This is a genomic window from Pseudomonas sp. RW10S2 (assembly GCF_014268985.1).
Taxonomy (GTDB): domain Bacteria; phylum Pseudomonadota; class Gammaproteobacteria; order Pseudomonadales; family Pseudomonadaceae; genus Aquipseudomonas; species Aquipseudomonas wayambapalatensis.
In genome coordinates this window covers 1-15789 of sequence record NZ_JABWRO010000124.1, presented here as the reverse complement: position 1 = coordinate 15789, position 15789 = coordinate 1, and the positions used below count along the sequence as shown (strand labels likewise).

14 protein-coding genes are annotated in these 15789 nt (G+C 63.0%); 1 reads left to right on the top strand and 13 read right to left on the bottom strand.

All coding sequences use genetic code 11. The features are described from left to right. Window positions 1-68: 68 nt before the first annotated feature. The 10 genes from HU729_RS21605 to HU729_RS21560 form a co-directional block, all read right to left on the bottom strand. On the bottom strand, window positions 69-2255 hold the full coding sequence (locus HU729_RS21605; protein WP_186711507.1) for an ATP-binding protein: 2187 nt from the start codon (window positions 2253-2255) through the stop codon (window positions 69-71). A 116-nt stretch (window positions 2256-2371) separates the two neighbouring features. Next, on the bottom strand, window positions 2372-2935 hold the full coding sequence (locus tag HU729_RS21600; protein WP_186711506.1) for an NUDIX hydrolase: 564 nt from the start codon (window positions 2933-2935) through the stop codon (window positions 2372-2374). 21 nt (window positions 2936-2956) lie between these two features. Further along, window positions 2957-3703 (bottom strand): GntR family transcriptional regulator, encoded by a 747-nt coding sequence (locus HU729_RS21595; RefSeq protein WP_186711505.1) that lies wholly within the window; start codon window positions 3701-3703, stop codon window positions 2957-2959. A gap of 86 nt (window positions 3704-3789) precedes the next feature. Beyond that, window positions 3790-4179 carry a carboxymuconolactone decarboxylase family protein gene (locus HU729_RS21590; protein WP_054892020.1) on the bottom strand — a complete coding sequence of 130 codons (390 nt, stop codon included), beginning with the start codon at window positions 4177-4179 and terminating at the stop codon, window positions 3790-3792. A gap of 187 nt (window positions 4180-4366) precedes the next feature. Then, window positions 4367-4852, bottom strand: coding sequence for a flavin reductase family protein (locus tag HU729_RS21585; RefSeq protein ID WP_065862551.1), 486 nt, complete (start codon window positions 4850-4852; stop codon window positions 4367-4369). Window positions 4853-4865: 13 nt separating this feature from the next. Then, window positions 4866-6347: an aldehyde dehydrogenase gene (locus tag HU729_RS21580; RefSeq protein ID WP_186711504.1), complete on the bottom strand. Its 1482-nt coding sequence runs from the start codon at window positions 6345-6347 to the stop codon at window positions 4866-4868. Continuing rightward, a complete protein-coding gene (locus HU729_RS21575; RefSeq protein ID WP_153772754.1) occupies window positions 6344-7177 on the bottom strand; it encodes an alpha/beta fold hydrolase in 834 nt (277 codons plus the stop codon). The genes HU729_RS21580 and HU729_RS21575 overlap by 4 nt, the downstream gene beginning before the upstream one ends. Window positions 7178-7237: 60 nt before the next feature. Next, on the bottom strand, window positions 7238-7834 hold the full coding sequence (locus HU729_RS21570; protein WP_054892016.1) for an amino acid synthesis family protein: 597 nt from the start codon (window positions 7832-7834) through the stop codon (window positions 7238-7240). A gap of 226 nt (window positions 7835-8060) precedes the next feature. After that, a complete protein-coding gene (locus tag HU729_RS21565) occupies window positions 8061-9104 on the bottom strand; it encodes an LLM class flavin-dependent oxidoreductase (protein WP_186669143.1) in 1044 nt (347 codons plus the stop codon). A gap of 141 nt (window positions 9105-9245) precedes the next feature. Further along, the gene (locus tag HU729_RS21560; protein WP_186669144.1) at window positions 9246-9731 is read right to left on the bottom strand and encodes a flavin reductase family protein; all 486 of its coding nucleotides are present in this window, start codon (window positions 9729-9731) and stop codon (window positions 9246-9248) included. 318 nt (window positions 9732-10049) lie between these two features. Between HU729_RS21560 and HU729_RS21555 the strand changes: the two genes are divergently transcribed. Next, a complete protein-coding gene (locus tag HU729_RS21555) occupies window positions 10050-11453 on the top strand; it encodes a cytosine permease (protein ID WP_186711503.1) in 1404 nt (467 codons plus the stop codon). Between the two features lie 43 nt (window positions 11454-11496). On the opposite strand, the gene HU729_RS21550 is transcribed toward HU729_RS21555, so the two are convergent. The 3 genes from HU729_RS21550 to HU729_RS21540 all read right to left on the bottom strand — a co-directional run. Further along, window positions 11497-13122, bottom strand: coding sequence for a methyl-accepting chemotaxis protein (locus HU729_RS21550; protein WP_186669148.1), 1626 nt, complete (start codon window positions 13120-13122; stop codon window positions 11497-11499). A gap of 232 nt (window positions 13123-13354) precedes the next feature. Continuing rightward, window positions 13355-14557 carry an NAD(P)/FAD-dependent oxidoreductase gene (locus HU729_RS21545; RefSeq protein ID WP_186669150.1) on the bottom strand — a complete coding sequence of 401 codons (1203 nt, stop codon included), beginning with the start codon at window positions 14555-14557 and terminating at the stop codon, window positions 13355-13357. Window positions 14558-15148: 591 nt separating this feature from the next. Beyond that, a partial coding sequence (locus tag HU729_RS21540; protein ID WP_186711502.1) for an IS3 family transposase occupies window positions 15149-15789 on the bottom strand: 641 nt, incomplete at its 5' end.

Here is a 15789-nt window from a genome sequence, read left to right as displayed (position 1 = left end):
CTTTTCGCGGGCAAGCCCGCTCCTACAGATCCAGCTCTCACAGATCCAACGGACAGGGTGCAAGGCCGTTACAGGTGTTGTGTCAGCACTTTGTCCAGCAACTGGCACACCTGCTCGGCCGAATATGGCTTGGCCAGGAAGGCGAAGCCCTGGTGGCCGCCTTCGGCAATGGCATCACTGTAGCCGGAGGTGAGGATCACCGGCAGTTGCGGCCTGGTGCGGCGCAGTTCCCGGGCCAGAGCCAGGCCTCCCATGCCGGGCATTACCACGTCGGAAAACACCACATCGAAGCCCCGTGGTGTCATGTGCAACTGCGCCAGTGCATCCTCGGCACTGGTCGCCCAGCTGATCTGGTAGCCATGGTCCTTGAGAATCTGCGCGGTAAAGCTGCCGACGTCGCGGTTATCCTCCACCACCAGGATGCGCCGTGGCCGGCTGTCGATCGATGCGTTTGCCGCGCTGGCGAGGCTTTGTTCAGCTTCCGGTGTCGGGACCTGAGGCAGGTACAGGGTGAAGGTGGTGCCCTGGCCTGGCACGCTGGTGACCTGCACATCGCCGCCGGACTGCTTGACGAAGCCGAACACCTGCGAAAGGCCCAGGCCCGTGCCGTGGCCCGAGGGCTTGGTGGTGAAGAATGGGTCGAAGATGCGCTCCAGCAGTTCGTGGGCGATCCCGACGCCGCTGTCGATCACCGAGATCGCCGCGAACACGCCCGGCTGCCCCGCTTGCCCACGTTGCCCCGGCATCACCTGGTCAGGCTGCAGGTGCAGGCGCAGCGTGCCTTCGCCGCTCATGGCGTCGCGGCCGTTGATCATCAGGTTGATCACCGCCGTTTCCAACTGGCCGAGGTCGGCGCGGATATGGCAGGGCGTGTCGGGCAGCTCAAGTTTGACCTGGATCCGTGCGCCGGTAGCGGTGTCTAGCATTTCGGCCATCGCCGCCAACTGCGGCCCGACTTCGAACACTTGCGGGCTCAGGGCCTGGCGACGCGCGAAAGCGAGCAGTTGGCCAGTGAGCTTGGCACCGCGATCGACGGTGTCTGAGACGGTCTTGAGGTAGCGCTGGCGGCGGCTGTCGTCGAGGTCCGGGCGCTGCAGGAAATGCAGCGATGAGCGGATGATGGTCAGCAGGTTGTTGAAGTCGTGGGCGACGCCCCCGGTGAGCTGGCCGATGGCTTCGAGCTTCTGGGCCTGACGCAGCACGGCCTCGGTGTGCAGCAACTGTGCGGTACGTTCTTCGACACGCTGCTCAAGGGTAACGTTGAGCGACTCGAGCGCCTGCACCGCTTCGTGTACTTCGGCGTGTGCCTGAACCCGCTGGATGTGCGCCCAACTGCGTTCGGTGACTTCGCTGATCAGCGCCTGTTCGTAGCCGGTCCAGACACGCGGCTGCTTGTCATGGATGGCCATCAACGCCGTCAGGCGCCCATCCTTGATCAGCGGCATGCAGATGGTCGCCGTGATGCCGATGGCCTGGAAGGTCGCGGCCTCCTGCGGTTCGAGCTCGCTTAGGTTGTCGTTGATCACCAGCGTCAGCCCCGCGCGCAGGCGCTGCACGGCGAGGCGGCCGAAGTCGGCGAGATGGTACTGGCCGAGCAGGCGTGGCGAGCCGGGCGTGACCCAGTCGCCGCAGATGGTGAAGCCGTCCTGATCGGGCTCCATCACGGCGTAGGCGCAGCTCGACAGACGCAGGTGTTCGCCCAGCTTGCGGGTGGTGATGGCCAGGATCCGGTCCGGGTCGGTGGCGTTGGCCACGGCGCGGCCGAGGTCGTCGAGGAAGTTCAGGCGGTGGTTGGCGACCACGCTGGCCGTGGTTTCGGTGACAGTGTCGAGCATGCCGACGATCTGGCCGTCCTGGTCGCGGATCGGGCTGTAGCAGAACGTGAAGTAGGCACGCTCCGGCCCGTTGTGGCGGTCGATGACCAGCGGGAAGTCTTCGATGTATACCGCCTCGCCGCCCAGGGCGCGGCGGGCCATGGCGCCGATATCGTTCCAGGCTTCATGCCAGACGTGGCTGAAGGGCCGACCGAGGGCTGGGGGCTTGCCGCCGAGGATTTCGCTGAAGGCGTCGTTGTGCAGGGTGATCAGGTCATTACCCCACAGCACTGCTTGCGGGAAGCGCGAGGCCAGGCACAAGGCCACGGTCGTCTTGAGCACGTCGGGCCAGGCATCCAGTGGGCCCAGGGGCGTTTTCGCCCAGTCGTGATTGCGGATGCGTTCGGCCATGAGCCCGCCGCCTTCCAGCCATTTCGCCATGAGGTTTGCCGCTTCGTTTGCATGGAAGGGATAGGTTGCACCGAGAATGTCGGGCTGGCGAGAAATTTGTGGGGTTGTTTGGGTGCCGGGCCGTTGCGCGACAGGCGCGGGCCTGCTCAGCGAATGAAGTGCACTTTGCCGGTGTCGTCATTGCCCATGTAGATGCCATACACCCCGGCCTGGCGTTCGAGGATGTAGCGTTCGAGGATCTGGCGGATCGCCGGGTAGTAGATTGCGTCCCAGGGAATGTCCTCGGGCGCGAAGAAACGATAGTCGAGGGTCTCGGGGCCGAACTGGCCCGTCTCTTCGCTGGCGATGGCGCGGAAGATGATGTACACCTCGCTGATCTGCGGCACGCTGAAGATCGAGTAAGGCGAGACGATGTCGGCGCGTACGCCGGTTTCTTCCCAGACTTCGCGCAGCGCCGCTTGCTCGGTGGTTTCGCCGGCCTCCATGAAGCCTGCAGGCAGGGTCCAGGTCCCGGGGCGTGGCGGGATGGCACGCTGGCACAGCAGGTACTTGCCGTCGCGTTCGATGATGCAGCCGGCGATGATCTTCGGATTGATGTAGTGGATATAGCCGCAGGCGGGGCAGTGCAGGCGCTCGTGGGTGTCGCCGCTGGGAACGCCCCGGTCCAGTGCCGTGGTGCAGTGCGGGCAGTAGCGCGGGGCGTTGGGCATGATCGGTGGCCTGTGTGGGGGTTAAATGCGTGGATCCTTCAGCGCCAGGGGCTCGACCATGTCGCGGACCTTGGCATTGTCGTCCTGCTTCTGGCGCAGGTATTCCAGTGCTACCTTGGCGGCGGCGCGTACATGGTCGACCGACGCCTGGTGAGCGGCCAGCGGGTCGCCGCTCTTGATGGCCTCGACCATCTTCTCCATTTCACGGTTGCTGGCGCCGCGGCGGTTTTCCTGCGAGACCGAGGTGGCGCGCAGATAGCTGATACGGGCCTGCAACTGACGCAGCTGGGTGGCGGCGACGTGGTTGCCGGAGCCTTCGAGCAGCACATCGTAGAAGCCCTGTACCGAATCGAGCACCTGCTGCAGTTCGCCTTCCTCCAGCGCTTCGCGGTTCACGTCCAGGGCGCGCTCCAGGGCGCGGATGTCCTTGGCTTTGGCATTGAGGGTGAACAGCTGGACGATCAGGCCTTCGAGCACGCAGCGCAGCTCGTAGATGTCGCGGGCGTCTTCCAGGGTGATGATGGCCACGCGCGGGCCCTTGGCATCGGCGAACTCCACCAGGCCCTCGGACTCGAGGTGGCGCAGGGCTTCACGCACCGAGGTACGGCTGACGCCGAGACGGTCGCACAGGTCGCGCTCGACCAGACGGTCGCCCGGCAGCAGGTGGAAGTTCATGATCGCCCCGCGCAGCTTGTCGAGCACGATTTCGCGGAGCGTGACGGGGTTGCGGTTGACCTTGAAGCTGTCGTCGAGTGGCTGGCGTTTCATCAGGTGCGCTCTTTATGAGGCTGTTGCGCCAACGTCGGAGTGCCCCGAACCCAGGCGCTCCTTGCAGTGGTTCGAACAGCCCGCTGTTAACGGGTTGGCTCCGCATCGGCTTCGGCGAACGCTTCGCGGGCCAGGCGGAAGCTGTCCACCGCCGCGGGCACGCCGCAATAAATGCCGACCTGGAGCAGGATTTCGCGAATCTGTTCACGGCTCAGGCCATTGCGCAAGGCGCCGCGGATATGCAGCTTGAGCTCGTGGGGCCGGTTGAGGGCGGAAATCATCGCCAAGTTTATCATGCTGCGCTCTTTGAGCGATAAGCCGTCGCGGCCCCAGACATGGCCCCAGCAATACTCGGTGACCAGCTCCTGGAGTGGCTTGGTGAAGTCGTCGGCGTTCTGGATGGAGCGGTTGACGTAGTCCTCGCCCAGTACCTGGGTGCGGATCTGCAAACCCTTCTCGTACTTTTCATTGCTCATTGCAGTGCTCCGAATGAAAACAGGGGCCGCAACCGAGGGTGAGACGATTAGCGCGGCCCCAAAAAACAGGGTCATCGGCGTGGGCTTCTTCGCGGGTAAACCCGCTTCTACAGGGATCGCACAAATTCTGAACCCTGTGCAGTCCCTGTGGGAGCGGGTTTACCCGCGAAGCAGCCCGCGCGGTCTATCAGCCCAGCGAGGGCAGGGCACCCAGCTTGCCCTTGTGATAGACCATCGGCGTCACCGGCTCGGCCGGCAGCACCAGGTTTTTCACCGCACCGACGATGATCGCGTGATCGCCGCCGTCGTACTCGCGCCACAATTCGCACTCGATGATCGCCGTGGCCTTGGCCAGCAGCGGGTTGCCCAGCTCGCTCAGGTGCCAGTCGATGCCTTTGGCCTTGTCCTTGCCTTTACCTGCAAAGGCGTAGGCCTCGGCGGTCTGGTCGGCCGACAGCAGGTGAATGGCGAACTGCTTGCTGTCGCGCAGTATCGGGTAGGTGTCGGAGGCGTAGTTGGGGCAGAACAGCACCAGCGCCGGCTCGATCGACAGCGCGCTGAAGGCGCTGGCGGTGATGCCGACGATGCCGCCATCGCCATCGAGCGTGGTGACCACGGTCACGCCGGATGGGAAGGAGCCCATCACGTCTTTGTAGATGCCAGGTTCGATCATCTCGTGCTCCTTCTCAACGCATCACAAACGGATCGGGCATCGGCGCCGTGGACAGGTTGATCCACACGGTCTTCAGCTCGGTATAGGCCAGCACCGAATCGATGCCGCTCTCGCGGCCGTAGCCGCTGTTCTTGAAACCACCGATCGGCGCCATGGCCGAGACCGCGCGGTAGGTGTTGACCCAGATGATCCCCGAGCGCACGTCGCGCGCCAGGCGATGGGCGCGGCCCAGGTCGCGGGTCCAGATGCCGGCGGCCAGGCCGAACTGCGAGTCGTTGGCCATGGCCAGCGCTTCTTCCTCGGTCTTGAAGCGGATCACCGCGGCGACCGGGCCGAATACTTCTTCCTGCATGATGGTCATCGAGTTGCTGTCGCACTCGAACAGGGTCGGCTCGTAGAACCAGCCGTCGCCTTCGACCTCGGCGCGCTTGCCACCCAGGCGCAGCTTGGCGCCCTCGGCCTTGGCCGCAGCGACCAGACCTTCGACCACGGCCAGTTGCTGGGCGGTGGCCATCGGGCCCATCTCACTGGCATCGTCCTGCGGGTTGCCGATGCGGATGCGCTTGGCCCGCTCGATCAGGCGCTCGACGAACTCGTCGAAGATCTCGTCCTGCACCAGCAGGCGCGAGCCGGCCACGCAGCTTTGCCCGGAGGCGGCATAGATGCCGGCCACTGCGCCATTGATGGCGCTTTCCAGGTCGGCGTCGGCGAAGATGATGTTCGGCGACTTGCCGCCCAGCTCCAGCGACAGCTTGGCGAAGTTCTCGGCGCTGCTGCGCACCACATGGCGGGCTGTGGCGGCGCCGCCGGTGAAGGCGATCTTGCGTACCAGCGGATGACGGGTGAGCGCAGCACCGGTGCTTGGGCCGTAGCCGGTGACCACGTTGACCACGCCCGCCGGGAAGCCGGCTTCCAGCGCCAGGCGGGCCAGCTCCAGGATAGTGGCAGACGCATGCTCGGAGGGTTTGAGCACGATGGTGTTGCCCGCAGCCAGGGCCGGGGCGAGCTTGATCGCGGTGAGGTACAGCGGGCTGTTCCACGGAATGATGCCCGCCACCACGCCGATGGGCTCGTGCACGGTGTAGGCGAACAGGTCGGGCTTGTCCAGCGGCAGGGTGCCGCCTTCGAGCTTGTCGGCAAGGCCTGCGGTGTAGTGGAAGAACTCCGGCAGGTAGCCGACCTGGCCGCGGGTCTCGCGGATCAGCTTGCCGTTGTCGCGGCTTTCGAGCTGGGCCAGGTGCTCCTTGTTCTCGGCGATCAGGTCACCCAGGCGGCGCAGCAGCTTGCCCCGTGCGGTGGCGGTGAGCCCGCGCCAGGCCTTGCTGTCGAAGGCACGCTGGGCGGCCTGTACCGCCAGCTCGACGTCCTGCTCGCCGGCGTCGGGCAATTGTGCCCAGGGCTGGGCGGTGGCCGGGTCGAGGCTGTCGAAGGTCTTGCCGCTCTGGGCATCGCGCCACTGGCCGTCGATGCACATCTGGAAACGAACGAGGGTCATGCAACTATCCCCTTGGCGGATTCGGTGAGGGTGCGGGCTTGGCTCAGGAAGTCCAGCAGCATGCGGTTGACTTCGCGCGGAGCCTCAACGGGCATCATATGCCGTTGTTCGGGCAGGACCACGCTGCGGGCGCCGGGAATGCGCGCGGCGAGCTGGCGGGTCATGGCCGGGGTGGAGCCGGAATCGAGTTCGCCGGTGGCGATCAGCGTTGGCACCTGGATGCTGCCCAAGTCCGCTTCGCGGTACATGTCCTGGGTGGCGAACAGCGAATAGGTGGTGTGGTAGCCCTGGGGGTCGTTGCTGGCCAGCACCTGGCGGATGGCCGCGACCTGGGCCGGGTTGGCCGCCTTGTACTCGCGGCTGAACCAACGGTCCAGCGCCGCGTCGACGTTGGCGTCCGGACCAAGCTCGGCAGCCTGCGCGGCGCGGGCGATGACACCGGCGCTCTGCTCGGGGCTGCGGTTGAACACGCTGTTGAGCACGACCAGTGCCGACAGCCGCTGCGGGTAGTGCAGGGCGAAGGCGCGCGCGACCAGTCCGCCCATGGAGAAGCCGATGACGGTGGCCTGGGGGATCTGCAGGTGGTCGAGCAGTTCGGCGAGCTGGGTGGCGTAGCCTTGCAGGTCGGTGTCCGGCGCGGGCAGCGCGCTCTGGCCATGGCCGAGCATGTCGTAGGCGATGACCCGGTAGTCGGTGGACAGGCCGACGAACTGGCCACCCCACATTTCCTTGTTCAGGCCCACGCCGTGGATCAGCACCACGGGTTGGCCCTGGCCGAGGCTCAGGTAGCTGGTCCCGGCAGGTGTACGTTCAGCGACAGGCTGAATCATGGATGGCGCTCCTTGAAAGGCCGGTGCCGTGACGCTTGGCTCCGGCCTGTCTGCTTATTGTTATTGAGCGTTGGCTTTCTCGGCAGCCAGTTCTTCCAGGTCGATGTAGCGGTTGCCGATGCGCGGGTGCAGGCGGCCGCCGTCGGAGGCGCCCAGGACCACGACGATCTCGTCGGCGCGCGGGGCGTCTTCGATCTGCATTTCCAGGGTGATGTAGTGCGAGCGCAGGCCTTCGTCGTCCTTCTGCATCATCGGGATCTGGATCGAGGTGCCCGGGCCGCCGCGCTTGTTGGTGAAGCTCAGGTAGCTCTTGGCCTGGACCGCTTCACGGTAGTGGTTGCCAAAGCGCAGGGTGTGGATCACCGCCGACGCGTGCTCGATCTCACCCTCGGCACCGACCACGGCCGCCTTGCCGTATGCCTCGATCTTGTCGGCCCCGCCGATGGCGGCGGTCAGGCGCTCGACCATCAGCGCACCCAGTTCGGAGCAGTTGGCGCGGATTTCCGGCTTGAGGTCTTCGACGAAACCACGGCCAGCCCATGGGTTCTTGATTACTACGGCCAGGCCGACCATGGTCACGGGTTTGTCGGTGGCCTTGCCGCCTTCGATGCGTGTTTCTTCGGAGTAGGTGACGATCTTGCGGATTTCGAAACTCATGGGGGGCTCCTGGATTTTTGGGTTATCAGGCTTTGTTGTCTGATGGTATACCATAATATTGGATGTGCAAGAGGAATGCTGAATTTCTCTTGTACGGTTGCCGGTTAGGGCCCTATCGCGGGCAAGTCCGCTTCTGCAGGGCGCGAGAGGGCTGCTACAGGCAAAAAAATGCCCACCCCCGCACGCAGGAGCGGGCCGTTCCCGCAATCAATCAGACAAAAGGCATTCAGCTGAACGCAGGCACCACTTCCTTGATGAACAGCTCCAGCGATTTGCGTTTCTCTTCGTGCGGCAGGCTGTTGTCACACCAGAAGCTGAACTCGTCGACGCCAAGCTCCTGGTAGTACTTGATCCGCGCGATGATCTCTTCGGGGGTGCCGATCATGGTGTTCTTGCGGATGTTCTCCAGCGCGAACGCCGGCACCTCGGCGAACTTGGACTCGGGGCTGGGCTCCAGGAATCCGTTGACCGGGGTGGTCTTGTTACCGAACCAGGCATCGAAGGTGCGATAGAAGCGCGAGATCGCCTGGGCGCCGATCTTCCAGCCATCAGGCTCGGCCGGGCTGTGCACGTGGGTGTGGCGCAGCACCATCAGTTGCGGGCGCGGCACGTCTGGGTTGTTGTCCAGGGCGGCCTGGAACTTGTTCTTCAGGTCCAGCACCTCTTCGTCACCCTTCATCAGCGGGGTGACCATGACATTGCAGCCATGCTTGACCGCGAAGTTGTGCGAGTCCGGGTCACGGGCGGCGATCCACATCGGTGGCATGCCGTGCTGCACTGGCTTGGGCACGCTGGTAGAGGTGGGGAAGTTGTACACCTCGCCTTCATGGGCGTAGTCGCCCTGCCACAGGGCGCGAACCGCCGGGACCATCTCGCGCAGGGCCTTGCCACCGTCGGTGGCGGGCATGCCACCGGCCATGCGGTCGAACTCGAACTGGTAGGCGCCGCGGGCCAGGCCCACTTCCATGCGGCCGTTGCTGATCACATCGAGCAGGGCGCATTCGCCCGCCACGCGGATCGGATTCCAGAACGGCGCGATGATGGTGCCGGCGCCCAGGCGAATGGTCTCGGTACGGGCAGCCAGGTAGGCCAGCAGCGGCATGGGGCTGGGCGAGATGGTGTATTCCATGGCGTGGTGTTCGCCGATCCATACGGTGCTGAAACCGCCGTGCTCGGCCATCAGGGTCAGTTCGGTCAGGTCTTCGAACAGCTGGCGGTGGCTGACCTGGTCATCCCAACGTTCCATGTGTACGAACAGCGAAAATTTCATGGGGCTTTCCTCGGAGCTTGTTGTGGTCGATGTGGGGACGGCGCGGCACAGGGAAACAAGCCGCGTCCGGAATGACACCGGCTTTGCCGGTGATCGCGGGACGAGCCCGCTCCCACAGAGTCTTGCGTCGAACTGCAGGTATCAGGCGAAGGCGGGCAGGCTTGCCATCTTGCCGCGGCAGTAGACCATCGGTCGTGGGGCGTCCTCAGGCACGATCAGGTTGTGTACCTTGCCGACCATGATGGCGTGATCGCCGCCTTCGTATTCGCGCCACAACTCGCACTCGATGATCGCGGTGGCCCCGGCCAGCAGCGGGTTGCCCAGCTCGCTCAGGGTCCACTGGATGCCGCTGGCCTTGTCCTTGCCTTTTTTGGCGAATGCATAGGCTTCGGCCTGCTGTTCGCCGGACAGCAGATGAATGGCGAAGCGCTTCTGCTTGATCAGTACAGGATAGGAGTCGGAGCTGTAGTTGGGGCAGAACAGCACCAGCGGCGGATCCATGGACAGGGAAGAAAAGGCGCTGGCAGTGAGGCCGACGACCGAGCCGTCGTCGTCCAGGGTGGTGATGACCGTGACGCCGGACGGGAAGGAACCCAGGACGTGCTTGTAGACGGTTGCGTCGATCATGGCGTGTACCTCGAAGGGCCGTGCGGTGGTCCGCGTTTTTTATCGTTGATGTGTCTGATGGTATACCGTAATACCTATATTGCAAGCAGAATTTTCCACGCACCGGAACACACGATGAACGGTAAAGGCCCCGTATTCATTGGTCTTGACGACTAGAGCCCTGCGCCACAGTGGCGCACAAGGCAGATCAGATGCGCTGAAAAAACGCGGCGCAGTGTTGTCAAAAGTTTGGAATACCATAATATGGTCTTCAGCTGAGAGGCCGCCTCGAGCGGTTTCCATACAACGATAAAAATGATCCTTTCGAGCTGAAATCCTATGTCCCAACCGTCGTCGCAACACCAGTTTGTCGAGAATCATACGGTCGATCATGTTCCCCCCTCCGAGCGCCACGGGAAGGCGCGCGACCTCTTCACCCTCTGGTTCAGCACCAATATCGCGCCACTGCCGATCGTCACCGGCGCGATGGTGGTCCAGGTGTTCCACCTGAACCTGCTGTGGGGGCTGGTCGCCATCGTGATGGGGCATCTGCTGGGCGGGATCGTCATCGCCCTGGCCTCTGCGCAGGGACCGCAGCTGGGCATTCCGCAGATGGTGCAGAGCCGCGGCCAGTTCGGGCGCTATGGCGCCTTGCTGATCGTGTTCTTCACCGCGCTGATCTATGTCGGCTTCTTCATTTCCAACATCGTCCTGGCGGGCAAGTCGATCCACGGTATCGCCCCGAGCGTGCCGATGCCCACGGCCATCGTCATTGGTGCCCTGAGCGCTACGGCCATCGGTGTGATCGGCTATCGCTTCATTCATAGCCTGAACCGCATCGGTACCTGGGTGATGGGCTCGGCGTTGCTGGCCGGCTTCATCATGATGTTCGCCCAGGAACTGCCGGCAGACTTCTTCAGCCGCGGCGCCTTCAACCTGTCGGGCTTCATTGCCACGGTGTCGCTGGGCACCATCTGGCAGATCAGCTTCTCGCCCTACACCTCGGATTATTCGCGTTACCTGCCGCGTGAGATCGGTATCGCCAAGCCGTTCTGGGCGACCTATTTCGGCGCGACCCTGGGCACCATCCTGTGTTTCAGCTTCGGGGCAGTGGCGGTGCTGTGCGTGCCGGAAGGTACTGATGCGATGGATGCGGTGAAGCAGGCCACCGGCTGGCTGGGGCCGATCCTGATGGTGCTGTTCCTGCTCAATATCATCAGCCACAACGCGCTCAACCTGTATGGTGCGGTGCTGTCGATCGTCACCGCGATCCAGACGTTCGTCGCTCACTGGACGCCGAGCGTGCGGGTGCGGGTAGTGCTGGCGTCGGTGATCCTGCTCGGGTGCGGGCTGGTGGCGCTGAATGCCTCGGCGGGGTTCATCGGCCAGTTCATCGGCCTGATCCTGGCACTGCTGCTGGTGCTGGTGCCCTGGGCGTCGATCAACCTGGTGGACTTCTACCTGATCAAGAAGGGCGAATACGACATCGCTTCGTTCTTCCGCGCCGATGGCGGGATCTACGGGCGCTTCAACCACCACGCCATCGTCGCCTATGTGTTCGGGATTCTGGTGCAACTGCCGTTCGCCAATACGGCGTTGTATGTGGGGCCGTATTCGAACATCGTCGAGGGCGCCGACCTGTCGTGGCTGTTCGGGTTGCTGGTGACGGTGCCGCTCTATTATTGCCTGGCGACTCGCGGCAAGGCGGTGAAGGCGGGACGTGCAGTCGGTGTGAGCGACTAGTTGGTTGGCAAGAGGGCCGCAAAGCGGCCCCGGGTGTTTCAGTTCACACCTTGAACTGCGCCACCATCCCGTTCAATTCCACCGCCAGGCGCGACAGATCCTGCGCCGCAGCGCTGGTCTGGTTGGCGCCCGCCGAGGTCTGCATCGCCAGGTCGCGGATGTTCACCAGGTTGCGGTCCACCTCACGCGCCACCTGGGCCTGCTCTTCGGATGCGCTGGCGATCACCAGGTTGCGCTGGTTGATCGCGGCGATCGCCTCGGCAATCAGTTCCAGGGCCTGGCCCGCCGCCTGGGCAATCTCCAGGGTGCCGCTGGCACGGCCCTGGCTGCTGTGCATAGAGCCCACGGCGCGCTCGGTGCCGGTCTGGATACCCCCGATCATCTGTTCGATTTCTGCGGTGGACTGCTGGGTCCGGTGCGCCAGTGCCCGCACTTCATCGGCGACCACGGCAAAACCACGCCCGGCCTCACCGGCCCGTGCGGCTTCGATGGCGGCGTTGAGCGCCAGCAGGTTGGTCTGCCCGGCGATCGAGCCGATCACATCGAGCACGCGGCTGATTTCGTTGGCGCTGTTGGCCAGCTGTTCGATCTCGCTGGAGGTGCCGGTGACGTCCTCGACCAGTTGCTGGATCGAGCTCAGTGCCTGGTTGACCTGGTCGCGGCCATCGCGGGTGGTCTGGTCTGCGCCCTGGGAGGCGTCGGCGGTGCTGACCGCGTTGTTGGCCACTTCCTCGACGGCAGCGGTCATCTGGTTGACGGCCGTGGCGGCCTGGTCGATCTCGGCACTTTGCTGGTGCAGGCCGCGGCTGGTGTCTTCGGTGACGGTGTGCAGCTCTTCGGAGGCCGAGGCCAGTTGGTCGGACGAGGCGGCGATCTTGCGGATGGTGTCGCGCAGGCTTTCCTGCATGCGGCTCAAGGCCCGCAGCAGCAGCGCCGGCTCGTCACGACCGACGATGCGGATTTCCTGGGTCAGGTCGCCGGTGGCCACGCGCTCGGCGACGCTCACGGCTTCGGCCAGCGGTACGACGATGCTGCGAGTCAGCAGCACGGCGATGGCCACCAGCGCGAGGATGATCACCACCAACGACAGCACGATCAGGGCAAAGGCTTCGTCATAGGCGTCACTGCTGCGCTGCGAGGCTTTGTCGGCACCGTCGGAGTTGTACTGGATCAGGGTGCCGAGCGCTTTCATCATCGAGTCGGCGTATTCGGCCAGCGGGCCGTTGACCAGGCGTTTGGCCTCGACAATGTCGCCATTGGCCGCGGCATCGCGGATCGACTTCTGCAGGCCGTGGTAGCGCTGGGCGAGGGAGACGAAGTTATCGAACAGGGCGCGGTCGTCCTTTTCGATGATGGTCGATTCGTAGGATTTGATGCCTACCTCGAGCGAAGCATTGATCTCGCCGATGCGGCCGAGAGTTGCCTGGCGGACGGCGGGGTCTTCCTCGATCACGCTGCGCAGAGTCATGGCGCGGGCGCGACCGAGATTGGTGCTGACCTCGTTCAGATAAATGATCGCCGGAATCCAGGTGACACGGATCTCATCGGTGGCGCTGTCCATGCGCCGGGTTTCGTACAGCGATATCAAGCCCATGACCAGTACCAGGACGCCCAGCAGCGTAAATACGCTGGCTGCCCGGATACCGATCTTCATATTCCTTAACTGCATGGAGCTACTCCTTGAATGTGGCGTGCAGGCTTCAAGCGCTGGGGCGCGGGGCCGGAACCGGCGAAAGGGCCAGGCGTCTCGGTGCGCTGCGGGAAAGTACAATATCCTTAACTTTAGTGGGTTTTTTGACGTCAATAATGCCACGGTGCCACTATTATTGACCAGTCATTCAATGTAACTACAGGTACAAACAGATCCGTCATTTTTTGACGGATCTGTCAGGTTCATTCGCTTAAACGATGGCGATCATTGGATCGGCAGCGGCCAGGGCCTTGCTGCGATCAGCCTCTGGCGGGTAGATCCACACCGAGTTGATCTGGCGCTTGAGCTGCTTGCCTTCGTCACCCTGCAGCTTCAGTTCACGTTCCCAACCTTCGCTGAACGCCGCGCCCCAGTCGCCCAGGTCGAGGCAGGTGACGTACTTGGGCTGGCGATACACCACCGGCGCCTCGCCGAGCAGGTCGGCCATGGCATTGTTGCCCGAGTGACGGCCCATGGGGATGGCATGCTGGCAGGTCATCAGCGCGTGGTTGCCCAGGTCATCGACTGCGGCCCAGGCCACGTCGCCGGTGGCGTAGATGTACTGCTGACCGATGACCTTGAGGTGCTCGTCGACGCGCAGGCGGCCCTGGGCATCGCGCTCGCCGGCGATCTGCGCGGTCAGCGGGCTGGCCTTGACGCCTGCGGTCCAGATCACCGTCTTGCTGGCGATGTACTCGCCGTTGTCCAGGGTCACGCCACCGGTATCCACCGCGATCACCGAAGCATTGGTGAGCCATTGCACGCCGGCGTGCTGCGAGGCGGCAACGATGGCTGGGGTGATGCCTGCACCGAGGGCTGCGCCGACCTGTGCGCCGCGATCAATCACGATCACGCGGATATTGGCCTGCTCGCCGAGTACTGCGCGCAAGCGGGCAGGCATTTCGGTGGCGGTCTCGATACCGGTGAAACCGCCGCCGCACACCACCACGGTGTCGCGGGCCGGGGAGGCCGGCAGGCTGGCGAGGTCGGTCAGGTGCTGCTCCAGCTTGATCGCCGACTCCATCTGGTCGACATCGAAGCTGTGCTGGTCCAGGCCCGGTAAGGCGGGGCGGGCGACCTGGCTGCCGGCGGCCAGCACCAGGCGGTCATAACCCAGGTGGCGGGTCTGGCCATTGGCGTCGATATAGGTGACCGAGCGTGCGTCGGCATCGATGGATTGGGCATGGCCCTGGATGAAATTCACCCCTACAGCCTCGAACAGCTCGCCAAGCGGCGCTTTCATCGAGTGCACATCGGCCTCGTAGAAGCGCGGGCGGATGCGCAGCTCGGCCTGCGGTGCGAGCACGCTGATGTGGATGTCGCCACGCTTGGCGAGGTCGAGCAGGCGGGCGGCACTCAGGGCGCTCCAGACGCCGGCAAAACCGGCACCGATGATCAGGATGTGTGGATTCATGGACAGGCTCCGCGAGAGGGTCGAAGGGTTTTGGGTCGAGGTTCGGCGTGCGCTGCTGCGCTTGCCGAGTAACTACGACTCTATTGGTCGTAGTTTAAAACGACAAGCTTTTTTTTAACGGGCAGTCGCAGGCGGCCCTCGCTTTGCAGGTAAAGCAGCGATAAATCAGGGGTTATGGGCGATTGAAAAAAATAGGCGGGCGACCGGTGGTGGCCGACGGCCCCATTTTTCAATCTGACGGTGAATTTAGCCCTTTGAATTACATAGGAATGCCAAAATGACTTAACAGTTGACTGTCAAGTTTCTCTGAGTTTTGTCGAAAATAGTCACTGTAACACCCAAATCATGCCAAAGATTTGAGATCTAAAATTAAGAGAATTAATTATTTTTCTGAGGATTTAAGGGGCTTGATGTAGTCATGTACATCTTTTTTTGACAGCAAAGGGGTCGCTGTGGCAGAAGATAACGGGTAGCGCGCGATGAGTTTGCCTGTTTTAATTAGAGCTTCTGCGTACTTGGGTTTTAGAATGAGATTGGCTTGTGGGCAAGTGTAATAGTTACTAAAGATTTCATTGAATCGCCCCTGGTTCACTAGACACTCTCCAAGCTCAGAAAATAGCGTTTCTCATACTCTACTGGCGACAGCTGCATAGCACTGCTGTGTCGACGCTTGGGGTTATAGAACATCTCGATGTAATCGAAAATATCACTTCGGGCTTCGTCACGCGTCGCGTAGATCTTTCGTCGGATTCGCTCCCGCTTCAAAAGCTGGAAAAAGCTCTCGGCTACGGCATTGTCGTGGCAGTTTCCCCTTCGGCTCATGCTACTGATCACATTGTTGGCTTTCAGGAAGCTTTGCCAATCTGAGCTACTGAACTGACTGCATTGGTCTGAGTGAATCATCACTTGCTGCTGTGGCTTGCGTCGCCACACGGCCATTTGCGAACGCAGCCCCTCTGCCTGCATCAAGCGACCGACTCGATTTCGCCCACAGATCTCTCCTAGCTCTCGCAGGTCATCGTGAATCTTGCGATAGCCATACACGCCGCCGCTTTCTAACCAGGCCTGCTTGATCAAGCCAAGCAGGCGCTGATCTTCTTTGGCTCGGGCAGATTGAGGCTCGGCCAGCCAAGTGTAGTAGCCGCTGGGATGCACCTTGAGGGTTTGGCAAAGGCGACGCACTGGGTAATCCGTCGAGTGCTTGTTGATGAAGGCGTACTTCAGCCGCACTC